The following is a 22,818-nucleotide window of genomic DNA, read 5'->3' on the forward strand; positions in this document are numbered from 1 at the left end:
TCATGAGTGAGAGCGCGGTACAACGACCGTCCGGACGCGGACGCTTCATCACCTTTGAAGGCGGCGAGGGGACGGGCAAGTCGACCCAGATCAAGAAGCTCGCCGACCGCCTCAAGGCGGCACGGATGCGCATCCTCGTCACTCGCGAGCCGGGGGGCTCGCCGGGCGCCGAGATCATGCGTCACCTGGTGCTGTCAGGGATGGGCAAGCTGCTCGGGCCCGAGGCCGAGACGCTGCTGTTTGCCGCCGCCCGCGACGATCATGTCCGCACCGTGATCCAGCCCGCTCTGAACCAGGGCGCGTGGGTCCTCTGTGATCGCTTTGCGGACTCGACGCTGGCCTATCAGGGCAGCCTCGGCCGCGTCCCGATCGGTCTGATCAACGCGATGCAGCGCGTCACCATCGGCGATCTCAAGCCGGATCTCACCATCATCCTCGACCTGCCGGTCGAGATCGGCTTGCAGCGTGCCGCGGTGCGCCGCGGCGCTGGCACGCCCGACCGGTTCGAGAGCGAGCAGCTCAGCTTTCATCAGGGTCTGCGCGAAGCCTATCGCAAGATCGCGGCGGAAGAGCCTGCGCGCTGCGTGCTGATCGACGCCAACTCCGATCCTGATACGGTCGCAGACCGCGTCTGGACCGCGTTGCGCGAGCGTCTTCTTCCCACGACCGCCTCGGTGATCTCAGCATGAGCCCGCGTCAGGCCGAGCGTGAGACCGCCATCCCACATCCGCGCGAGACGAGCCTTCTGTTCGGCCATCGCGAGGCCGAGACGGCGCTGCTGACGGCCTATCGCAGCGGCCGGATTCCGCACGCCTGGCTGATCGGGGGACCGCAAGGCATCGGCAAGGCGACGCTCGCCTATCGCATGGCGCGCTTCGTGCTGGCGCACGGCCAGCCGCTTTCGCCGACCGTGCAGAGCGCCGAAAACCTCGCGATTGATCCCGATGACGCCGTGCCGCGGCAGGTGGCGGCCGGCTCGCATGGGGGGCTGCTGACACTGGAGCGCACTGCCAACGACCGCGGTGTGATGCGCACCGTCATCACCGTCGATGAGACGCGCGACACGATCGGCTTCTTCGGCTCGACGGCGGCTGCTGAAGGCTGGCGGGTCTGCATCGTCGACACCGTCGACGAGCTCAATCCGAATGCGGCCAACGCGCTTCTGAAGATCCTTGAGGAACCGCCGCAGCAATCGCTGTTCCTGCTGGTGAGCCACGCGCCCGCGCGCGTGCTCGCCACGATCCAGTCGCGTTGCCGTAAGTTGCGCCTGCGGCCGCTCGCGACGGACGAGGTGATCGGTGCAGCAGCTGCAGCCGCCGACCTTGCGCCGACCGATCTGGCGCTGCGCGAGGTCGCGGAGGCCTCCGAGGGTAGCGTCGCGCGCGCCCTGACGTTGCTTGGTGGAGACGCCCTGAAACTGCAGCAGCGCACGGCGGCGCTGCTGGCGCGTTTGCCGCAGGTCGACCCGCGCGAACTGCACACGCTCGGGGATTCGCTTGGCACCAGCGACCGCGTCGCGCTCGCGGCCTTCATCGATGGCATCGACCGCTGGATCGCGGAGCGTCTGCATGCGGACGAAGCCAATGCCAACCAGAACCTGCCGCGCCTTGCGCGCCTAGCTGAGGTATGGGAAAAGATCGTCCGCGCCGCGCGCGACACCGAAATCTACAATCTGGAGCGAAAGCCCTTGGTTTTCTCGGTGTTCGGCTGGCTGGCGGACGCAATGCGATAGAGCATGATCCGGAAAAGTGTGGAGCGTTTTCCGAAACGATCATGCTCAAAACAATGACCTAACGCAGGTTCGTTTCCAAATTTCGAGAAGCCGGTAAAGGAATTCGTCGTGGCAACGCGAGCTAAGAAAACCGTCAAGGGCAAGAGCAGCAGGAAAAAGGCTGCCAAGAAGGCCGAAAAGAAAGCCGCGAAGAAGGCCGTGAAGGCGCGTGCGTCCAAGACCGCGAAGAAGGCCAAGAAAGCCGCTGCAAAGAAGGCCGTGACGAAGAACAAGGCGTCGAAGAACAGCGCTGCCAAAAAGCCGCCCAAGGCTCCCGCGAAGAAGGTCGCGAAGAAGCCGGCTGCGACTGCCGTGGTCGCCGTTCCGGCTCCTGTCGCCACGCCGCCGAAGGTTAAGAACCCCAAGGTGTCGAAGCCCAAGGTATCGAAGCCCAAGTCTTCGACACCGAAGACTCCGCCTGCGACGAAGCCCGCCGCAGCTCCGCAAGCCACAGCTTCCGTTGCTGCGCCCGCGCGCGACAACGTCTTCTACATCACGACCGCGATCGCCTATCCCAATGGCAGCCCCCATATCGGCCACGCCTATGAGGCGATCGCAACCGACGCGCTGGCGCGCTTTGCGCGGCTCGACGGCAAGGACGTGTTCTTCCTGACCGGCACCGACGAGCACGGTCTAAAGATGGTCCAGACCGCACAGAACGAAGGCCTGACGCCGGCCGCGCTCGCGGCCCGCAATGCCGGCCGCTTCAAGGAGATGGATGAGCGTCTGAACGTGTCGTTCGACCGCTTCATCCGCACCACCGAGCAGCAGCACCATCGCTCGACCCAGGAGATCTGGCGCCGCATGGAGGCGAACGGCGACGTCTATGCCGATATCTATTCCGGCTGGTACTCGGTACGCGATGAGGCGTATTACGCCGAGGACGAGACGCGCCTGAACGACGACGGCGTGCGCCTCGGGCCGCAGGGCACGCCGGTCGAGTGGGTGGAGGAGAAGAGCTACTTCTTTCGCCTGTCGGCCTATCAGGACAAGCTCCTGAAGCTGTACACGGACAATCCCGATTTCATCGGTCCGGATTCGCGCCGCAACGAGGTGGTAAGCTTCGTCAGGGGTGGCTTGCGCGATCTCTCGATCTCGCGCACCACGTTCGACTGGGGCGTCAAGGTGCCTGGCGACGAGGAGCACGTGATGTACGTCTGGGTCGACGCGCTCACCAACTACATCACCGGGGTCGGCTTTCCCGACGAGAGCGACGGCAACTGGCGCTACTGGCCGGCCGACGTGCACATCATCGGCAAGGACATCATCCGTTTCCACGCGGTGTACTGGCCCGCGTTCCTGATCTCGGCCGGCATTCCCGTGCCGAAGCGGGTCTATGCCCACGGCTTCCTGTTCAACCGGGGCGAGAAAATGTCCAAGTCGGTCGGCAACGTCGTGGACCCCTTCAACCTCGCCGAGCAGTACGGCGTCGACCAGATGCGCTATTTCTTCCTGCGCGAGGTGCCGTTCGGGCAGGACGGCAACTACAACCACGAGGCCATCGTCGCGCGCATCAATGCCGACCTCGCCAACGATCTCGGCAATCTCGCGCAGCGCTCGCTGTCGATGATCGCCAAACAGCTCGGCGGCGTGCTGCCCGAGCCCGGCGAGTTCAGCGAAAACGACAAGGCGATCCTGGCGATGGCCGATGGCATGATTGCCGCATCGCGTGAGGCGATGGCGACGCAGCAGATCCATCAGTGGCTCAACGCCGTGTGGGCCGTGGTCGCGGAGGCCAACCGCTATTTCGCGGGCGAGGCGCCGTGGGCGCTGGCCAAGACCGATCCTGCCAGACAGAAGACGGTGCTCTATGTCACCGCCGAGGTGGTGCGCCAGATCGCGATCCTGGCCCAGCCGGCGATGCCGACTGCATCCGGCAAGCTGCTCGACAGCCTCGGTATCCCCGAAGGCGAGCGCAATTTCGCCATGCTCGGCGGTGCGAATCGGATCGCGCCGGGCTCGACGCTGCCGGCGCCGACGCCGGCATTCCCGCGCTACATCGAGCCGGCGGCCTGAGGCGTTTCGACGATGCTGGTCGACAGTCACTGCCATCTGGATTTTCCCGACTTTACGGAAGATCTCGACGGGATCGTGTCGCGCGCTCGAGCGGCCGGCATCACCCGCATGGTCACGATCTCGACGCGTGTGCGTAAGCTGAACCAGCTTCTGCCCATCGCCGAGCGCTACGAGGACGTCTACTGCTCGGTCGGCACCCATCCGCATCATGCGGATGAGGAGGACGGCATCACGCCGGACGAACTGATCGCGCTCACCGGGCATCCCAAGGTCGTCGCGCTCGGCGAGGCCGGGCTCGACTATTTCTACGACAACGGCTCGCCGGAAGCGCAGGCGAGGGGCTTTCGTGCCCATATCGCCGCGGCGCGCTCAACCGGCCTGCCGCTCGTGATCCACACCCGCGAGGCCGACGCGGATTGCGCCCGCATCCTGGAAGAGGAGGCGGCACGCGGATCGTTTCGCGCCGTGCTGCATTGTTACACCGGCGGGCGCGAGCTCGCGCTGAAGGCGGTGTCGCTCGGGCTCTATATCGGCTTCACGGGCATCCTGACTTTCAAGAAGTCAGAGGCCCTGCGCGCGCTCGCGGCCGAGCTGCCGCCGGACCGTATTCTGGTCGAAACAGACTCGCCCTATCTTGCGCCGGGCAAGTTCCGGGGCAAGCGCAACGAGCCGGCCTATGTGGTCGAGGTCGCCAAAGTGCTCGCCGAGACGCGCGGCGTGTCATTCGATGAGATATCACGCCAAACGAGCGAAAACTTCTTCCGCCTGTTCTCCAAGGTGAAAGCTTGAGAGTGGAAGCCGCATGACGCTGACGCTGACGATCCTGGGCTGCGGCTCTTCCGCCGGCGTGCCGCGCCCGGCCCTCGGTTGGGGCGCCTGCGACCCCAGCAATCCGAAGAACCGCCGCCGCCGCTGCTCGCTGCTGGTCGAACGGAAGTCCGAGCACGGCACCACGCGGATCGTGATCGACACCTCGCCGGACCTGCGCGAGCAACTGCTCTCGACCAATGTCGACCACATCGACGCGGTGTTCCTGACCCACGAGCACGCGGACCAGACCCACGGCATGGACGACCTGCGTTCGGTCGTCATGCACATGCGCCGCCGTATCCCGACCTATTTCAACCTGTCGACCGCCAAGGACATCATGGCGCGGTTCTCCTACTGCTTCATTTCGCCTGAGGGCAGCGACTACCCGCCGATCCTGACCCGGCATTCGATCGAAGCGGGCGAGAGCCAGACCATTCTGGGGAAGGGCGGCGCCGTGACGATGACAGCCTTCCTGGTACAGCACGGCGCCATTCCCGCGCTCGGCTATCGCATCGGGGATGCCGCCTACACGCCCGACCTCAATGACATCCCGCGCGAGAGCTGGGGCGCGCTGGAAAATCTCGACCTGTGGATCGTCGACGGCCTGCGCTACACCAGCCATGTCAGCCATTTCAGCATCAATGATGCGCTGTCCTGGATCGAGCGCTTCAAGCCGAAGCGCGCGGTCATCACCAACATGACCGCCGATGTCGATTATGAGGTGATCAGGCAATCGCTGCCTGCTGGCGTGGTGCCCGCCTATGACGGCCTGCAGCTGGAGACGCACTGATGGGGCGGGGTCACCGAGCGTAGCGCAGCACGGCCTCGCGAACCAATCGGCAGCGTCCTCGTGTGGCGCCCTATTGGAGGGAGCGGTTGCAGACCTGCAACCAGTCAAGGTCGGAGAGGGGAGTAACTTCCACGGATCACCGGGACGTGCCGGACAAGAACGCCTCAATGCGTCCATTGAATCAGCTCAGGTCGAGATCGCCTTCACCGAGCCCACCTCGTTGCGCAGCAGGAATTTCTGGATCTTGCCGGTGGACGTCTTCGGGATCGGTCCGAACACGACCGCCTTCGGCGTCTTGAAGCCGCTCATGTGCGAACGGCAGAAGGCGATGATCTCGGCCTCGGTCGCGCTGGCTCCGTCCTTCAGCTCGACGAAGGCGCAAGGCACCTCGCCCCATTTCGGATCGGGCTTGGCCACGACGGCTGCGAAAAGCACGGCCGGGTGCTTGTAAAGGACGTCCTCGACCTCGACTGACGAAATGTTCTCGCCGCCGGAAATGATGATGTCCTTGGAGCGGTCCTTGATGATGACGTAGCCGTGCTCATCGAGCACGCCGAGATCGCCGGTGTGAAACCAGCCGCCCGCGAAGGCTTCCGTCGTCGCCTTCTCGTTCTTCAGGTAACCTTTCATCACGATGTTGCCGCGGAACATGACCTCGCCGACGGTCTCGCCGTCGTGCGGCACCTCCTGCATCGTTTGCGGATTGATGACGGTGACGGCTTCCTCGAGCGGATAGGGCACGCCCTGCCGCCGCTTCATGCGCGCGCGTTCGGCGGCGGGGAGGTTGTCCCAGCCGGGCTGCTCGGCGCAGACGGAAGCGGGGCCGTAGACCTCGGTCAGGCCATAGACGTGGGTCAGCTTGATGCCGATGCTCTCGGCGCCTTCCAGTACCGCGACCGGCGGTGCGGCGCCGGCGATCAGGCCGACGACGCGGCGTGCGGCGCTGCCTTTCGGCGCGTCGGGCGCGTTGATCAGCGTGTTGTAGACGATCGGCGCACCGCACATATGCGTGACGCCTTGCTGCCTGATCAGCTCGAAGATCTTTGTTGGTTCGACCTTGCGCAGGCAGACGTTGACGCCGGCGGCGGCCGCGATGGTCCAGGGGAAGCACCAGCCGTTGCAATGAAACATCGGCAGCGTCCAGAGATAGACAGGGTGCTGGCCGAGATTGCCGGCGAGGATGTTGCTGACGGCGTTCAGATACGCGCCGCGATGATGGATGACGACGCCCTTGGGATTTCCCGTCGTGCCCGAGGTGTAGCTCAGCGCGATCGCGTCCCATTCGTCCTGCGGCGTGATCACGGCGAAGTCGGGATCGCCTTGCGCGACGGCGGCCTCATACTCGATCTGGCCGATGCGCATTCCTCCCTTGAAGGCGGCATCGTCGACGTCGATCACGAACGGCTGGGGCCCGCTCATCCGCGCCAGCGCATCGGTGATGACGCCCGAAAATTCGGGATCGACCAGGAGGATCTTCGCCCCGCCATGATCGAGCTGGAAGGCGATGGAGGGCGCATCGAGCCGGATGTTGAGCGCGTTGAGCACGGCGCCGGTCATCGGCACCGCGAAGTGCGCCTCGTTCATGGCGGGGATGTTCGGCAGCATCGCCGCCACGGTGTCGCCGACGCCGATGCCCTTGCCGGCGAGATACGATGCAAATCGCCGACAGCGCTCATAGGTCTGCGCCCAGGTGAAGCTGCGGCCTTCATAGACGGTGCTGACGTGGTCGGGATAGACCGCTGCGCTGCGCGCCAGGAAGCTGAGCGGACTCAGCGGCACGTAATTCGCCGGGGTCTTGTCGAGGCCGATATTGTACGGGTTCTGGCGCTCACTCATCGACACCCTCCTCAAACGCGTCAAAGAAATCCGATCGAGATCCAGGGGAAGATCGCAACGATGATCAATCCCGCGAGCAGCGCCAGCAGATAGCCCCAGATCGGCCTGATGCCTTCGGCCGGATCGACGCGTCCGATGGCGCAGGCGGCATAATAGCCGACGCCGAAGGGCGGAGCGAATAGTCCGATACCCATGGCGAGAATGATCACCATGGCATAGTGGACCTCGTGCACGCCGACAGCGCGGGCGATCGGAAACAAGAGCGGCCCGAACAGCACGATCGCCGGAATGCCCTCGAGCACGCTGCCCAGGATGGTGAATGCCAGGATGGACACGGCGATGAAGGTCGCCGCCCCGCCCGGCAATCCCGTCATGGCGGCCGCCAGCGAGCGCGAGAAGCCGGATTGCGTCAGGCCCCAGGCCATGCCGGTGGCCGTGCCGATGATCAGCAGGATCGCTCCCGACAGCGCCGCGGTCTCGACCAGCATCGGAAACAACCGCCGCCAGTCGATGCGGCGGTAGACGAGCAGGCCGACCAGGGCGCCGTAGACGATGCCGATAGTGGAGACCTCGGTCGCAGTCGCGATGCCCTCGACCACGGCATAGCGGATCACGAAGGGCAGCGCGAGTGCGGGCAGGGCGATGATGAAGGTCTTGCCGATCTCGGATGCCGTGGCGCGGCGGACATGGCTCATGTCCTCGTGGCGGTAACGCCACCACACCAGCATGCAGAGCGTGATGGCGAGCACGACGCCGGGCAGCAGGCCGCCGGTGAACAGCGCCGCGATCGAGACGCCGGTGACCGAGCCGATGGTAATCAGCACGAGGCTCGGTGGAATGGTTTCGGTCTGGGCGCCGGTTGCCGCCAGCAGCGCGACGAGATCGCCGGGCTTGGCGCCGCGCTGCTTCATCTCCGGGAACAGCACGGGCGCGACAGCGGCCATGTCGGCAGCCTTGGCGCCTGATATGCCCGAGACCAGGTACATGGCGCCGACGAGGACGTAGTGCAGGCCGCCGCGGACATGGCCGAGCAGGCTCGCCAGGAAGGCCACCATGGCCCGCGCCATGCCGGTCATCTCGATCAGCAACCCCAGGAACACGAACAGCGGCACCGAGAGCAGGATGAGGTGGCTCATGCCCTCGTCCATCCGCCCGACCAGCACCATCACGGGCGTCCGCGTGGTCAGCGCCAGATAACCGAAGATCGCAAGCCCAAAGCCGAACGCAATGGGAACGCCGGCAAAGACGCAGAAACCGGCCACGCCGACGAAGAAGATGACCAGGTTGAGGTTGCCGAGCGGCCGCAAATATCGCTGCGCCAGCCAGAACAGACCGACGACGACGGCAACCGAGATCACGGCCGCAAGCACCATCCGGTAGTCGGCGGCCCGCAGCAGCCGCAGCAGCGCGAACGCCGCCATCAGGCAGATGCCGGCCGGCAGCGCCGCGGCGCGCCACATGTTCGAGATCTGCAGCGCCGGCGTGGTGATGAAGCTTTCCTCGTAGGCGTAGTCCCAGGACGGCCACACGATCAACGCCAGGAACGCCAGCGCCGCAGAGGTTGCGACCAAATCGAGATAGACCCGCATCGCCGGTCCGGCGCTCGCGACCACGGCGGTCATGCGCATGTGCTCGGAGCGGCGGAACGCGACCGCCGCGCCCAGCATGGCGAGCCACAGGAACAGGATCGAGGCGAGCTCGTCCGACCAGATCAGCGGCCGGTGCAGGCCGTAGCGCGCGACCACGCCGGCGAACAGGATCACGATCTCGGCGACCACCAGAATGGCCGCCGGAATGTCGACCAGGAGGCCGAGGAGGCGCTCCGTCGAGGCCAGCAGAGAGGATCGGCGAGGGGACTGAACAGCCGCCTCGCCCGCCACTTCGGTCACCTGAACCTCGACATGAGCCATGACGGCCCCAACGCGTTATGAGAGCTTGCCGACGGCCTTCTCCAGGAGGTCCCAGGCCTGGTCGCCATATTTACCCTTCCACTCGGCGTAGAAGCCGGCGGAGCGCAGCTTGTCGCGGAACGGCGCGACGGCGGGCTGGTTGAAGGTCAGGCCCTTGCCCGCGAGCTCCTGCTGCAGATTGGCATTGAGCTTGGCGGTGTCTTCGCGCTCCTTGACGGCCGCGGCATTGATGTTCTTGGCGACGATGGTGCGCACGTCCTCCGGCAGCGCGCTCCAGGCGCGGCGGTTGGCCAGGAACCAGAAGCCATCCCACATGTGGTTGGTCAGCGAGCAGTACTTCTGCACCTCGTACAGTTTGGCGGTCGAGATGATCGCCAGCGGGTTCTCCTGGCCCTCGACGATCTTGGTCTGGAGCGCCGAATAGACCTCGCTGAAATTGATCGAGGCGGGTGCGGCGTCGAACGCCTTGAACATCGAGGTCCACAGCGGCGACACCGGGACGCGGATCTTGAAGCCCTTGAGGTCGTCGGGACCGGTGATCGGCTTGGTCGAGGACGTGGTCTGGCGGAAGCCGTTGTCCCAGATCTTGTCCATGACCTCGAGGCCGGCCTTCTTGATCTCGCCGCGGACATGGGCGCCGAGGTCGCCGTCCATGGCCTTCCAGACCATGTCGTAGTCGGGGAACGCAAAGCCGATGCCGTTGATGGAGGCCGCCGGCACCAGGGTCGACAGGATCAGGCCCGACAGCGTGAAGAACTCGACGCCGCCGGAGCGGATCTGGCTCAGCATGTCGGTGTCGGAGCCGAGCTGGTTGTTCGGGAATATCTGGAGGTCGAACTTGCCGTTGGTCTCGCTCTTGATCGCCGCCGCCATCTCCTTGGCGCGCACGTTCAGCGGATGGGTGTCCGGCAGGTTGTTGGCGTATTTGTAGGTGAACTCGGCGCTCTCGGCGCGGGCCACATGGGGCGCACTGAGGCCGCCCAGGACCGCGGTCGCGGCGGAGGCCTTGAGAAGCGTGCGTCGGGAAAATCGCGTTGAAAAGACCATGGGTCTGCTTCCTCGGAAGGATTGTTTTTGTTCTGAGATGCAAACCTATACGGACGTCACGTCAGAAGGTCATCTGCGATCTCGTGAAGCTCGCTTATTGCAGCCGGACAACGGCACGGCAATATCGGCTTTTGGCACCTGGGCGTGACAGAAAAGTACGAAAACGACCCCATGCACGGTAGCCGTCAAGGGTCGGACGACGGTCGAGCGCCGCGGTCGGAAAAGGCGCTGGAGCGAACGTTTGGTGTCAGCAATTCCGCCTAAATATTTGATCCAATTGTATATAAATATATTCCATAATATACCTTATGCGAATTACGGACATGGCGGTCCCCGCTGGGTGTCGATATGGGTTGGATCTGAGTCGTTCGCGCTGGATCCGAGTTTGCACCCCTCCTTTCGGCAAGCGCGAGCGCTGCGCGTGCGGAACACGGCCGGCGAACTTGTCGCGAAAATGGGCCACCGTTCAGTGGCGTGCGCGGCGTCGTCACCCGACGGTGCACGTCCTGGGGCGGCCCGCCGGCGGCGTGGCGAACCAAGCGGAAGGGTCCGTCGGACCAGCTCGAGGTGCCCTCGAGGGTCGATCACCACCCTGCTCCCGGCGGCTTGATGCAGCCTGTCGAGGGCCAACGTTAGTCCCGAGCCCAAACCGGGATGCGTGTCGTTGGGCATCCTTCAAAGCGTCGAGCAAAGCTTGGGCGTGCATTCCGGCGGGTCCCGGCACTGAGCAACGTCGCTTAAGAACAACCGCTGCCGGAGCGAGAGTTCAGAGGGCCTCCTGGTTTGAGCTGCCCTCCGAGAACTCGCGCCGCCAGGCTGGCGGCCTGACGCGGCTGCGGCCCTACCAGGTCGGCAGGTACGTGCCCTTGAAGCGCGCCTCCAGGAACGCCTTGACGGGCTCGGAGTGATAGGCCTCGATCAGCGGCTTCACCCAGGGCTTGTCCTTGTCCTCTTCGCGGACGGCCAGGATGTTGACCCAGGGACCATCGGGGTTTTCGCGGGCGATCGCATCGGTTGCCGGGTTGAGGCCGGCCTGCACCGCGTAATTGTTGTTGATCGAGACGACGTCGACGTCCTGCAGCGCGCGCGGAAGCTGGGCTGCATCGAGTTCGACGAAGCGGAGCTTCTTCGGGTTGTCGGTGATGTCGGCGATGGTCGAGGAGACGTTGTTCGGGTCCTTCAGCTTGATCGCGCCATGCAGCGCCAAAATCATCAGGCCGCGGGCGCCGTTGGAGGGATCGTTGGCGATCGCGACGCGCGCGCCTTCGGGCAGATCGGCGAGCTTTTTGTATTTCTGCGAGTAGACGCCCTGCGGCGAGCCGATCGTGTTGGCGACCTTGACGATCTTCCAGCCGGTCTTGGAGATCTGGTTCTTCAGGTATGGCTCGTGCTGGAACGAATTGGCTTCAAGGTCCTTCAGCGCCAGCGCCTGGTTTGGGATCACGTAGTCGGTGAACTCGACCACCTTGATGTCGAGGCCGCGTTCGGCACCGACCTTCTTCACGACATCGAGGATCTCGGCATGGGGACCGGCCGTGACGCCGACGCGGATCGTTTCGGCCTGGGCAGCGGTCGCAAGCAAGGCTGCAGCTGCAAGGGTTGCGAGAAAACGCATTGAAGTCTCCAGTTTCGAAAAAGTTTGGTTCAGCGGTGCCGCAGCCGGCGGTTGACCCGGCGCGCGAGGTAGTCGCCCGCGCTCTGTACGAGCTGCACCAGCGCGATCAGCACGACCACCACGGCGAGCATCATCTCCGGCATGAAACGCTGGTAGCCGTAGCGGATGCCAAGATCGCCGAGGCCGCCGCCGCCGACCGCGCCGACCATGGCGGAGTAGCCGAGCAGGCTGACCACGGCGAGCGTCAGCGCCAGCAAGAGGCCCGGCAGCGCCTCGGGGATCAGCACCTTGAGCACGATCTGGATTGGCGAAGCCCCGAACGAGGACGCGGTCTCGATCAGCCCGCCATCGACCTCGCGGATCGCAGCTTCCACGAGGCGCGCGATGAACGGCGCGGAGGCGATGGTCAGGGGCACGATCGCGGCGGTCGAGCCGATCGAGGTGCCGGCAATGAGCCGGGTGAACGGGATGATGGCCACGACGAGGATAATGAAGGGCGTCGACCGCGTCGCATTGACGACCATGCCGAGCACGCGATTGACGAGCGGGGCCGCGAACAGCTCGCCCTTCCGGCTCGTGGCGAGGAAGACGCCGAGCGGCAGGCCGAAGGCGGTGCCGAGCAGCGCGGCGATGCCGACCATGTACAGGCTCTCGCCCGTGGCCTGGATGATGAGGTTGATGAGTTCAGGCGACATGGCCGAGATGCTCCGCCGAGAATTGATATTGAGAGAGCCAGGCGAGAACCCGCGCCTGCACGTCCTCGCCGCCGGGTACACCGAGAACGAGCGAGCCGAGATGCTGGCCGCCGATCTCGTCGATGCGGGCCGACAGCAGCGCCACGTCGAGCCCGAGCTCGCGCGCGAGCCGCGCCACCACGGTGTCACCGGCCCCCGCCCCGCGCACCTGGACGCGGATCACGGCCTGCCCGCCGGCAGGTCGCTCCGGAACGATCCGGCTCGCCAGCGAGACCGGCAGGCTGTCGCCAATCACCTCGGCGAGGAAGGACTGCGTGATCGGATGCTTGGGATGGGTGAAGATGTCGGCGACATGGCCGCTCTCGACGACGTGTCCGGCGTCCAGCACCACCACTTCCTTGGCGAGCTGGCGCACCACGGACATTTCGTGGGTGATCAGCACGATGGTGACCCCAAGCTCGCTGTTGATGTTGGCGAGCAGGTCGAGGATCGCGCGCGTGGTCTGCGGATCGAGCGCCGAGGTCGCCTCGTCCGACAGCAGCACGCTCGGCCGCGTCGCGAGGGCTCGCGCGATGCCGACGCGCTGCTTCTGGCCGCCGGAGAGTTCCGAAGGATACCGGTCATGCTTGTCGGCGATGCCGACCAGCGCGAGCAGCTCGGTCACACGGGCCTTGATGTCGGCCTTGGTCCAGCCGGCAATCTCGAGCGGCAGCGCGATGTTGTCGGCGGCCGTGCGCGTGGACAGCAGGTTGAAGTGCTGGAAGATCATGCCGATCGAGCGCTGCGCCAGCCGCAGCTCGCGGCCGGCGAGCGCCGAGATGTCCCTGTCGTCGACGATGACGCGGCCCGTGGTCGGCTTCTCCAGCCCGTTGATCAGGCGCACCAGGCTGGACTTGCCGGCGCCGGATCGGCCGATCACGCCGGTGATGGAACCACGGGGAATCGCGAAGTCGATATTCTCGAGCGCGTTGACGCCGGGCTTGCCGCGATAGGCCGGGTAGGTCTTGGAGATGCCTTCGAAACGGACCATCGCGCCCGGCTCGACTGCAGCGGGTGAGATCGGTTCAAGCGTTTCGATCGGTTGTCCGGTCGCGAGCGATTGGTGGGCGTTCATGGAGGAGGCCTTCATGCACAATAGTTCGCGTTCCCGCGCCCCGGGGGGCGCATGGGAACCAGGTCGCATCGAGCGACGGGGAGCAGCGGTGAGGCCCCGAAGGAACGCGCTGCACCGCAGCAGGCACCATCGCCTTTTCCGGTCTTTCTTGCAATTTCAGATATTTGGCAGGAGTTGGACGAAGATTTCCCATTCCTTCCCCGGAGAAGAATATTCCTCCGCGGGGGTATCGGCCTCGCGCCCGGCTCAGGAGACCCTCAGCCAGGGCAGCACGATCAGCAAGAGCCCTGCGAAATAGAGCAGCCCGAAGATCAGCCCAAATCCCCAGAACTGGCCCTTTCCGATATAGCCGCTGCCGAAATACATCGGCGCCGGTCCGGTTGCATAAGGCGAGATCACGCCCATCAGGCCGAGCGAATACATGCAGAGCATGGCCAGCGTCGTGACCGGCAGGTCGGCGATGCCGGAGCCGACCGCCAGCACCACCGGCAGCACGGCAGCGGCGTGCGAGGTGATGCTCGAGAAGAAATAGTGGATCCAGAAGAACAGCGCGACCAGCAGGAGCATCGCGGTCGAGGGCGGCAGCCCCGCGAGCGGTTTTGCGTATTCGGTCGCGAACCATTTGATGAAGCCGATCTCGTTGAGGCCGGAGGCCAGCGTCAGCAGCGAGGTGAAATAGAAGAACACCTCCCAGGCGCTCTTCTCGCTGACGATGTCGGCGAATTCGATCACGCCGGTGACGAGCATCAGGGAGATCACGATGAACACGACGGTGGTGGCGTTGACGAAGTTCGAGCCGAGCACGGGCACGCGGATGTCGGGGCTCGATCCCGCGATCCACAGGAACATCGCGAGCACGATCAGCACCAGCATGATCCATTCGTTGCGTGACATCGGCCCCATGGCCGACAATTCCTTCGCCGCCCATTCGGAGATCTCCGGACTGCGCTTCACCTCCGGGCGGCACACGACGTAGCTGAGCAGCGGCACCAGCACCATCAGCAGGATGCCGAGCGGCGCGAAGCCGATGAACCATTGCCCCCAGCTCACCTCGACCCCGGCGGTCTTCTTGGCGATCGCCAGCGCCGCCGCGTTGGGCGCCAGCGCGGTGAAGAACAGCGAGCTGGTGATCGCGGTCGCGGCGAAAGCCGTCCACATCACATAGGTGCCGATCTTGCCGGCGGTCGGTCCGGGCTCCGAGCCGTAGATGCGCGGAATGTTGCTGATGATGGGATAGACGATGCCGCCGCTGCGCGCCGTATTTGAGGGCGTTGCCGGCGCCAGCAGGAAATCCGACATGGCGACCGCATAGCCGAGGCCGAGCGTGTTGCGGCCGAGCCGCTGCACCAGCACCAGCGCGATGCGCCGGCCGAGCTGGCTCTTGCGGTAGCCGATCGAGAACACGAAGGCGCCGACGATCAGCCACACCGTGCTCTCGGCGAAGCCCGCCAGCATCCAGCGCAGCGATTTGCCAGGATCCGGGTCGATATAGCCGGCGACGCCTGCGACCGTCAGGCCAATGAGGCCGACAGCGCCGACCGGCATCGATTCCAGGATGAGCCCGGTGATGACGGCCGCGAAAACGGCAAAATAGTGCCACTGATTGACGTTGAGCCCCGACGGCACGGGCCACAGATAGATCGCCAGCCACACCACGAGCGGCGCGATCAGCTTCCAGCGAAACCCTTTTGCTTCAGGCGCCTGTGAACTAGCGGCCATAAGCCCTCCCCTCGATTGCCGTCACATCGTCGTTGGCGGGCCGTTCTTGTCGCAGTTCGGCGTATACGAACTGTCCGCAGCGCGATCAATGGCCAGACTCGGGTTCTGTCGCTCCGCGCCCCGATTTTCCGGAGGCTCACAAATGCCCGGTGCGCCGGTGCTCCGGCTCACTGCCGTGGACACCGGAAAGCGGATGGTGGTACCGATGGTGATCCAGTTGGCGTTCTCGCCGGTGATGTTGCGGCCGTAGATTACGTCGACGGAGAATATCTCGTTTAGCCGGTAACGCACGCCGGAGGGATTGGCGACCGCCGAGAAGTCGCCGTTCGAAGCCGCCGAGATCCAGCTTTCGACCTTGCAGGAGCCGACCTCGGAGATGTCGGCGGCATCCACCGCATAGGCGCCATTCGCGGCGCGCGCATCCCGTGCCGCAACTGCGACAAGAGCCGCAATTGCGGCGGTTATTCCGGCTCGTCCAGCCAAGCCCATAGCCGGATGTCAGCAGGGTCTTCGCCTCGACAAGGCCCGGATTCTGGGACTATCTTCGCGCCATGAGCGAGCATCATCACGGCCACGATCACGACCATTCGGAGCTGTCGGAGACCGAGCTGCGCGTGCGCGCGCTCGAGACGATCCTGACCGAAAAAGGCTATGTCGAGCCGGCCGCGCTCGATGCCATCATCCAGGCCTACGAGACCAAAATCGGCCCGCATAACGGGGCACGCGTCGTCGCCAAGGCCTGGACCGATCCGGCCTTCAAGCAGGCGTTGCTGGAGGACGGCTCCAAGGCGATCGGCACGCTCGGTCACGTCAGCCGCGTCGGCGACCATCTCGTCGTGGTCGAGAACACACCGACGCGGCACAACATGGTCGTGTGCACGCTGTGCTCCTGCTACCCCTGGGAAATGTTGGGGCTGCCGCCGGTCTGGTACAAGGCTGCGCCCTATCGTTCGCGCGCAGTGAAGGATCCGCGCGGCGTGCTCGCCGATTTCGACGTGACCCTGCCGACGGACATGGAGATCCGGGTCTGGGACTCGACTGCGGAGACCCGCTTCCTGGTGCTGCCGATGCGCCCCGCGGGCACCGAAGGCTGGAGCGAGGAGCAACTCGCCGAGCTCGTCACGCGCGATTCCATGATCGGCACCGGCTTTCCGAGGACGCCGGGAGCGCCGTCATGAACGGTGTGCACGACATGGGCGGCATGGACGGGTTCGGCAAGGTCGAGCCCGAGCCGAACGAACCGATGTTTCATGAGGAATGGGAGTCGCGCGTGCTGGCCATGGTGCGCGCCATGGGCGCGGCTGGCGCCTTCAACATCGACACCTCGCGTTTCTATCGCGAGACGCTGCCGCCGCATGTGTATCTCTCGAGCTCGTACTACAAGAAATGGTTCCTCGGGCTCGAGGAGATGCTGATCGAGAAGGGCTACCTTACCCGCGAGGAAGTCGCTGCCGGACACGCGATGAAGCCCGGCAAGGCGCTCAAGCACGGCAAGTTCGACCTCGCCAATGTCGAGCGTGTGATGGTGCGCGGCAAGTTCGCCCGCCCTGCCCCGGCGCCGGCGAAATTCAACATCGGCGATCGCGTGCGTGCCAAGAACATTCATCCGGCGACGCATACGCGGCTGCCGCGCTATGTCCGCGGCCACGTCGGCGTCGTCGAGCTCAACCATGGCTGCCACGTGTTTCCTGACTCGGCGGCGATGGAGCGCGGCGAGGATCCGCAATGGCTCTACACCGTCGTGTTCGAGGGACGTGATCTCTGGGGCGAGGACGGCGATCCGACGCTGAAAGTGTCGATCGACGCGTTCGAGCCGTACCTGGATCCGGCATGATGAGCAGCACGGCTGCTGCTGCCGCGACGGCGGCGATCCCGAGCATTCCCCGCGATGACGACGGCCCGGTGTTTCGCGCGCCCTGGGAGGCGCATGCGTTCGCAATGGCCTTGACGCTGCACGAGCGCGGCGTATTCACTTGGCCCGAATGGGCCGCGGCGCTCGCCGACGAGATCAAGCGCGCGCAGGCCGCCGGCGATCCCGACACGGGCAAGACCTACTATCTGCACTGGCTTGCCACGCTGGAAGGCCTCGTCGCGCGCAAGGGCGTTGCTTCGATGGAAACGCTGCACCGCTACCGCGACGCCTGGGATCACGCGGCGGATCGCACGCCGCACGGCAAGCCGATCGAGCTGCGGCCGGAAGATTTTGGCTAGCCGTCGCTGAGTTCGTCATTGCGAGCGCAGCGAAGCAATCCAGAACCCCTCCGCGGCGGCGGTCTGGATTGCTTCGTCGCAAAGGCTCCTCGCAATGACGCGGCGTCCTCAGCGCCCCGCCACAAACTCCCGCCACCCCTTCGCCCGCAAACTGCACGCCGGGCACTCGCCGCAGCCATAACCCCAGTCATGCTGCGCGCCGCGTTCGCCGAGATAGCAGGTGTGGGACTGCTCGCGAATGAGGTCGACCAGGCCGTCGCCGCCGAGATCATGCGCCAGCTTCCACGTCGCGGCCTTGTCGATCCACATCAGCGGCGTATGCAGCTCGACCGGCCTCGCCATGCCGAGCGAGAGCGCGGCCTGCATGGCGCGGATGGTCTCGTCGCGGCAATCGGGGTAGCCGGAATAGTCGGTCTCGCACATGCCGCCGACGATGTGGGTGATGCCGCGCCGGTAGGCCAGCGCCGCGGCAAAGGTCAGGAACACGAGGTTGCGGCCGGGCACGAAGGTGTTGGGCAGGCCATCGGCGCCCATCGCGATGGCAACGTCGCGCGTCAGTGCCGTCTCGGACACGGCGGCCAGCGTCGGAATGGACAGCGTGTGGCTGTCGCCGAGCTTTGCGGCCCAATCGGCGCGCAGGCCCTTGATGCCGTCGAACAGGCGGTCGCGGCAAGCGAGCTCAATGGCGTGGCGCTGGCCGTACTCGAACCCCAGCGTCTCCACGCGGGCAAAGCGGCTCAGCGCCCAGGCGAGGCAGGTGGTAGAATCCTGACCGCCGGAGAACAGCACCAGTGCGGTTTCGGAGGAAAATGCGTCACTCATGGCCGCGCTTTAGCACTGCGCACCTCGCCCGCCAATCGGTGGAAATCGGCCTGTTCCGGCGCACGCCGCTGGGAACGGCTGCCCGCTTTTGGCATAAGGCTTTGGACCCAGGAGAACGGCCCGCAATGACCCCTTCCCGCGACATTTCCCGCCTGATCGAGATCATGGCGGCGCTGCGCACGCCGGTGACCGGCTGCCCCTGGGACCTCGAGCAGGATTTTGCGACCATCGCGCCCTACACGATCGAGGAAGCCTATGAGGTGGTCGACGCGATCACCCGCGGCGATCTCGACGACCTCCGCGAAGAACTCGGCGACCTGCTGCTCCAGGTCGTGTTCCACGCCCAGATGGCTGAGGAGCAGAACGCCTTTTCCTTCGGCGACGTGGTCGAGGCCATCACCCGCAAGATGATCCGGCGCCATCCTCACGTCTTCGCCGACAAGGACGGCAATCTCGCCCCGCACCACGTCAAGGAAGTCTGGGACCGCATCAAGGCCGAGGAGAAGGCCGAGCGCGCCGCCCGCCGGCCGCCGGAGGAGACATCGGCCCATAAGTCGCTGCTGTCCGGCGTCAAGGCCGGCCAGCCGGCGCTGACGCGCGCGATGGAGCTGCAGCGCAAGGCCTCGACCGTCGGCTTCGACTGGAACGACCCCCGCGCGGTGCTGCACAAGATTCGCGAGGAGGTCGACGAGATCGAGGCGGCATTGGACCGAAGCGACAAGCAGGAGATTGCCGAAGAGACCGGCGACCTGATGTTCGCACTCGTCAACCTCGCCCGCCATGTCGATGCCGATCCGGAAGCCGCGTTGCGCGCGACCAACGCGAAGTTCGAGCGGCGCTTTGCGTTCATCGAGCGCGCGCTGCAGGCGCAGGGCCGCACGCTGGAGCAGGCCTCGCTGGAAGAGATGGACGCGCTTTGGAATGCGGCAAAGAGTGACGAGCAACAACTTGCGACAGGCGGGAGAACCAATCGAGCCCGCCGCTAACTCCGCCGTCGTCCCGGCGAAGGCCGGGACCCAACAGGAGGCAATTTGGCGAACGCTCGGAGTTATGTGTTGGTTGGTACGAAGACCGTGCGATCTCGACAGATCGTGCGGGATGGGTCCCGGCCTTCGCCGGGCCGACTAAACTCATAGATCAAGCCACGCGCGGCACGGCGTCGAACCTGTTCACCACGATATCCCGCTTGGTCTCATCCACCCGCACGGTCATGTCGAAGCGGCCATCGTGCAGCTCCTTGGCCAGCACCTCGGAATTGCGATGCAGCCAGGAGATGCCGGCGCCGTCCGACGCGTCGATGGAGAGATCGAGCGTGGTGCGCTTGGCGGCTAAGCGCTCCTCGATCGCGGCAAGCAGCGCGTCGATGCCCTCGCCCGACACGGCGGACACCAGCATCGCCGGATGGTCCTCCGGCCGGCGCGCGGCGATGTTCAAGAGCTCTTCGCGCTGCTGGGCGTCGTAGCGGTCGATCTTGTTCCAGACCTCGATGATGCGGCCGCTGTCATCGGGATTGATGCCGAGCTGGCGCAGCACCGCGTCGACGTCGCTCTGCTGCGCCTCGGCATCCTCGTGCGAGATATCGCGCACATGCAGGATGACGTCGGCCTCCAGCACCTCCTCCAGCGTGGCGCGGAAGGCGGCGACGAGCTGCGTCGGCAGGTTGGAGATGAAGCCGACGGTGTCGGACAGCATCGCCTTGCCGCCATGCGGCAGGTTGAGCGCGCGCAAGGTGGGGTCGAGGGTTGCGAACAGCATGTCGGCGGCCTGCACGTCTGCACGGGTCAGCCGGTTGAACAGCGTCGATTTGCCGGCGTTGGTGTAGCCGACCAGCGCCACGACGCGGTACGGCACGCGCTGGCGGCCGGCGCGATGCAGCCGACGCGTGGCCTGCACCTTCTTCAGCTCGCTCTCGAGCTTGGTGATGCGTTCCTGGATCAGGCGGCGGTCGGCCTCGATCTGGGTCTCGCCGGGACCGCCCATGAATCCGAAACCGCCGCGCTGGCGTTCGAGATGGGTCCAGGATCGCACCAGGCGCGAGCGCTGGTAGTTGAGATGCGCGAGCTCGACCTGGAGCGCCCCCTCCTTGGTCTTGGCGCGGCGGCCGAAGATTTCCAGGATGAGACCGGTGCGGTCGAGCACCTTGGCGTGCAGCTCCTTCTCGAGATTGCGCTGCTGGATCGGCGCCAGCGCGCAATCCATCACCACGAGCTCGACGTCGAGGCTCTTGGCCAGCGCGGCGATCTCCTCGACCTTGCCCTTGCCGATATAGGTGGCGGGCCGGATCTGGCTGATCGGCGCGATGATCGCATCGGCAATGACGAGGTCGATCGCGCGCGCGAGGCCTGCGGCTTCATCGAGCCGCGCCTCGGCGTCACGTTGGACATGACCTTCCGATTGCGCGTCGGCACTTCCCGCGCGCACTCGTAAATAGGGACCGATGACAAGCACCCGCCCCGTCTGCTTAGCCCCTGCCGACCGCGGACGGTCGGCCTCCCCGTCGAAATTCCGGGGTTCCAATCAGATCACTCTCAAGCCGGCTGATCCTCGCCGCCTTCGAACAACTGGATGGGCGCGCCCGGCATGATGGTCGAGATCGCATGCTTGTACACCAGCTGCGAGTGACCGTCGCGACGGAGCAGCAAACAGAAATTGTCGAACCAGGTCACGATGCCCTGGAGCTTCACTCCGTTGACCAGAAAGATCGTCAGTGGCGTCTTGGTTTTGCGAACGTGATTAAGGAAGGTGTCCTGCAGGTTTTGTGCGCGGTCTGCCGCCATTGTTTTTTTCTCGCTTTGAGTTTCTTTTTATTGCGCCGGATGCGGCCCTCTTTGTGAGATTCGGGGCCTCTTCCGGTTGCCGCTCCTCATGAGATCCCCCTCGGAGGAACGGCGGTTCGATTAGAAGACAGGTCGGGTTATTAGGCAAGCCGCTTCGCGCGGCAGCCCATGCTCTATTGCCCCGAAAAACTACGGAAATCGATGGTTTTCCTCGTTTAACCCTGGCGGGCCGCCGCGATGTCGCGCTGCTGGCCTCTTGTCTCCTGTATGCGGGCCGGTATCCACCTCGCTCGCAGCGCTTTAACCGACGCCGAGTGCTTTCAGCTTCCGGTGCAGAGCCGACCGTTCCATGCCAACGAACTCGGCCGTACGAGAAATATTTCCTGAAAAACGGCTGATCTGTGCGATCAAATAGTCGCGCTCGAACACTTCGCGTGCTTCGCGCAACGGCAGGCCCATGATGTGCTCGCCATTGTTGCTGGTCGGCATCGCCGGCACCATCGAGCCGACGTCCTGCGGCAGCATGTCGGCGGTGATGATCACCTCCGGGCCGCCGGCGGCCAGAATCATGACTCGTTCAACGTTGTTGCGGAGTTGGCGCACATTGCCCGGCCAGACGTGCGATTGCAGCACCGCCATCGCGTCCTGACCGATCTGGCGCTTGGGCAGGCCGCTGCCAGCCGAGATCTGCTCCATGAAGTAATCGATCAGCTCCGGAATGTCCTCGCGCCGCTCCGACAGCGCCGGCACGCGGATCGGCACCACCGAGAGCCGGTGGTAGAGGTCCTCGCGGAAATGCCCGGCCGCGATCTCCTCCTCGAGGTTGCGCGCGGTCGAGGAGATGATGCGCACGTCGACCTGCACCTTGGCGGTGCCGCCGACGCGCTGGAACGACTGCTCGACCAGGACGCGCAGGATCTTGTTCTGGGTCTCGCGCGGCATGTCCGCGATCTCGTCGATGAAGAGCGTGCCGCCATGCGCCTCTTCGAGCGCGCCGGGCTTGCGCGGCTGCTCGCCGTTGGACTGCTCGATGCCGAACAGCTCGTGCTCCATGCGCTCGGGCGTGATCGCGGCGGCGTTGATCACGACGAAGGGACCGTCGGCCCGGCCCGAGGCCGCATGCAGCGTGCGCGCGGTCAGCTCCTTGCCGGCGCCGGCGGGGCCGACGATCAGGATGCGGCTGTTGGCCTTGGCCGCGCGTTCGATGGTCTGGCGCAACTGGTTCATGCTGGGCGAGCGGCCGACCAGCTGGCTTGCGCTCGGCGCGAGCTGCTTCAGCTCCTTGACCTCCCGCTTCAGCCGCGAGTTCTCCAGCGCGCGATTGGCGACCAGGATCAATCGGTCGGCCTTGAACGGCTTCTCGATGAAGTCGTAGGCGCCGCGCTTGATCGCGGCGACCGCGGTCTCGATGTTGCCGTGGCCGGAGATCATCACGACCGGCAGATCGGCATTGTCCTTCTTGACCTGCTCCAGGAGCTGCAGCCCGTCGAGCTTGGAGCCCTGCAGCCAGATGTCGAGGAACACCAAATGCGGCCTGCGATTGGCGATCTCGGCGAGCGCCGAGTCGCTGTCGCGTGCGGTCCGTGTGACGAACCCCTCGTCTTCGAGAATGCCCGCGACGAGATCCCGAATATCGGCTTCGTCATCGACAATCAGAATTTCACTAGCCATGGGTCGCGCCTGTC

General features: G+C 65.2%; 20 protein-coding genes and 1 pseudogene. 9 read left to right on the plus strand and 12 right to left on the minus strand.

Annotated features, from left to right (window positions below):
- Positions 1-2: 2 nt before the first annotated feature.
- The 5 genes from tmk (at position 3) to ACRQ5Q_RS21840 (ending at position 5,387) form a co-directional block, all read left to right on the plus strand.
- Positions 3-689 carry a dTMP kinase gene (tmk, locus tag ACRQ5Q_RS21820; protein ID WP_439368029.1) on the plus strand — a complete coding sequence of 229 codons (687 nt, stop codon included), beginning with the start codon at positions 3-5 and terminating at the stop codon, positions 687-689.
- Positions 686-1,732 carry a DNA polymerase III subunit delta' gene (locus ACRQ5Q_RS21825; RefSeq protein ID WP_439392278.1) on the plus strand — a complete coding sequence of 349 codons (1,047 nt, stop codon included), beginning with the start codon at positions 686-688 and terminating at the stop codon, positions 1,730-1,732. The genes tmk and ACRQ5Q_RS21825 overlap by 4 nt, the downstream gene beginning before the upstream one ends.
- Positions 1,733-1,840: 108 nt before the next feature.
- Entirely contained in the window at positions 1,841-3,787 is a 1,947-nt protein-coding gene (gene metG / locus ACRQ5Q_RS21830) for a methionine--tRNA ligase (RefSeq protein ID WP_439392279.1), read from the plus strand.
- Positions 3,788-3,799: 12 nt separating this feature from the next.
- Positions 3,800-4,576 (plus strand): TatD family hydrolase, encoded by a 777-nt coding sequence (locus tag ACRQ5Q_RS21835; protein WP_439368026.1) that lies wholly within the window; start codon positions 3,800-3,802, stop codon positions 4,574-4,576.
- Between the two features lie 13 nt (positions 4,577-4,589).
- Positions 4,590-5,387, plus strand: coding sequence for an MBL fold metallo-hydrolase (locus ACRQ5Q_RS21840; protein WP_018641959.1), 798 nt, complete (start codon positions 4,590-4,592; stop codon positions 5,385-5,387).
- 186 nt (positions 5,388-5,573) lie between these two features.
- Here the strand turns inward: ACRQ5Q_RS21840 and ACRQ5Q_RS21845 are convergent, their stop codons facing one another.
- The 8 genes and pseudogenes from ACRQ5Q_RS21845 to ACRQ5Q_RS21880 all read right to left on the minus strand — a co-directional run bounded on the left by ACRQ5Q_RS21845 (position 5,574) and on the right by ACRQ5Q_RS21880 (position 15,812).
- Positions 5,574-7,223: an acyl-CoA synthetase gene (locus ACRQ5Q_RS21845; protein WP_439392280.1), complete on the minus strand. Its 1,650-nt coding sequence runs from the start codon at positions 7,221-7,223 to the stop codon at positions 5,574-5,576.
- Between the two features lie 20 nt (positions 7,224-7,243).
- Positions 7,244-9,133 (minus strand): TRAP transporter large permease, encoded by a 1,890-nt coding sequence (locus ACRQ5Q_RS21850; protein WP_439392281.1) that lies wholly within the window; start codon positions 9,131-9,133, stop codon positions 7,244-7,246.
- A gap of 15 nt (positions 9,134-9,148) precedes the next feature.
- Entirely contained in the window at positions 9,149-10,180 is a 1,032-nt protein-coding gene (locus ACRQ5Q_RS21855; RefSeq protein ID WP_439368022.1) for a TRAP transporter substrate-binding protein, read from the minus strand.
- 841 nt (positions 10,181-11,021) lie between these two features.
- A complete protein-coding gene (locus ACRQ5Q_RS21860; protein ID WP_439392282.1) occupies positions 11,022-11,795 on the minus strand; it encodes a MetQ/NlpA family ABC transporter substrate-binding protein in 774 nt (257 codons plus the stop codon).
- Positions 11,796-11,824: 29 nt separating this feature from the next.
- Positions 11,825-12,490: a methionine ABC transporter permease gene (locus tag ACRQ5Q_RS21865; protein WP_439368019.1), complete on the minus strand. Its 666-nt coding sequence runs from the start codon at positions 12,488-12,490 to the stop codon at positions 11,825-11,827.
- Positions 12,480-13,604, minus strand: a complete 1,125-nt coding sequence (locus ACRQ5Q_RS21870) for a methionine ABC transporter ATP-binding protein (RefSeq protein ID WP_439392283.1) — start codon at positions 13,602-13,604, stop codon at positions 12,480-12,482. The genes ACRQ5Q_RS21865 and ACRQ5Q_RS21870 overlap by 11 nt, the downstream gene beginning before the upstream one ends.
- 246 nt (positions 13,605-13,850) lie before the next feature.
- A complete protein-coding gene (locus ACRQ5Q_RS21875) occupies positions 13,851-15,323 on the minus strand; it encodes a DASS family sodium-coupled anion symporter (protein WP_439392284.1) in 1,473 nt (490 codons plus the stop codon).
- A gap of 136 nt (positions 15,324-15,459) precedes the next feature.
- Positions 15,460-15,812, minus strand: a pseudogene (locus ACRQ5Q_RS21880) (hypothetical protein).
- A 62-nt stretch (positions 15,813-15,874) separates the two neighbouring features.
- Between ACRQ5Q_RS21880 and nthA the strand changes: the two are divergent.
- From nthA to ACRQ5Q_RS21895, 3 genes are read left to right on the plus strand one after another with little or no spacing between them, the layout of a single operon-like run.
- Positions 15,875-16,501 carry a nitrile hydratase subunit alpha gene (nthA, locus tag ACRQ5Q_RS21885; protein ID WP_439392285.1) on the plus strand — a complete coding sequence of 209 codons (627 nt, stop codon included), beginning with the start codon at positions 15,875-15,877 and terminating at the stop codon, positions 16,499-16,501.
- Positions 16,498-17,157, plus strand: coding sequence for a nitrile hydratase subunit beta (gene nthB / locus ACRQ5Q_RS21890; protein ID WP_439392286.1), 660 nt, complete (start codon positions 16,498-16,500; stop codon positions 17,155-17,157). The genes nthA and nthB overlap by 4 nt, the downstream gene beginning before the upstream one ends.
- Positions 17,157-17,534 carry a nitrile hydratase accessory protein gene (locus tag ACRQ5Q_RS21895; protein WP_439399852.1) on the plus strand — a complete coding sequence of 126 codons (378 nt, stop codon included), beginning with the start codon at positions 17,157-17,159 and terminating at the stop codon, positions 17,532-17,534. The genes nthB and ACRQ5Q_RS21895 overlap by 1 nt, the downstream gene beginning before the upstream one ends.
- Before the next feature lie 108 nt (positions 17,535-17,642).
- Here ACRQ5Q_RS21895 and queC read toward each other — a convergent pair whose 3' ends face one another.
- Complete coding sequence (queC, locus tag ACRQ5Q_RS21900; protein WP_439368011.1) at positions 17,643-18,356, minus strand: 7-cyano-7-deazaguanine synthase QueC; 714 nt, start codon at positions 18,354-18,356, stop codon at positions 17,643-17,645.
- Between the two features lie 125 nt (positions 18,357-18,481).
- On the opposite strand from queC, the gene mazG reads away from it, so the two are divergent.
- Positions 18,482-19,342 (plus strand): nucleoside triphosphate pyrophosphohydrolase, encoded by an 861-nt coding sequence (gene mazG, locus ACRQ5Q_RS21905; protein ID WP_439368010.1) that lies wholly within the window; start codon positions 18,482-18,484, stop codon positions 19,340-19,342.
- Between the two features lie 151 nt (positions 19,343-19,493).
- On the opposite strand, the gene hflX is transcribed toward mazG, so the two are convergent.
- The 3 genes from hflX to ntrX all read right to left on the minus strand — a co-directional run bounded on the left by hflX (position 19,494) and on the right by ntrX (position 22,804).
- Positions 19,494-20,873 (minus strand): GTPase HflX, encoded by a 1,380-nt coding sequence (gene hflX / locus ACRQ5Q_RS21910; protein ID WP_439368009.1) that lies wholly within the window; start codon positions 20,871-20,873, stop codon positions 19,494-19,496.
- 11 nt (positions 20,874-20,884) lie between these two features.
- Positions 20,885-21,133, minus strand: coding sequence for an RNA chaperone Hfq (gene hfq / locus ACRQ5Q_RS21915; protein WP_007591126.1), 249 nt, complete (start codon positions 21,131-21,133; stop codon positions 20,885-20,887).
- Positions 21,134-21,433: 300 nt separating this feature from the next.
- Positions 21,434-22,804 (minus strand): nitrogen assimilation response regulator NtrX, encoded by a 1,371-nt coding sequence (gene ntrX, locus ACRQ5Q_RS21920; RefSeq protein ID WP_211401803.1) that lies wholly within the window; start codon positions 22,802-22,804, stop codon positions 21,434-21,436.
- Positions 22,805-22,818: the final 14 nt, after the last annotated feature.

The organism is Bradyrhizobium sp. PMVTL-01 (genome assembly GCF_051861855.1).
GTDB lineage: Bacteria > Pseudomonadota > Alphaproteobacteria > Rhizobiales > Xanthobacteraceae > Bradyrhizobium.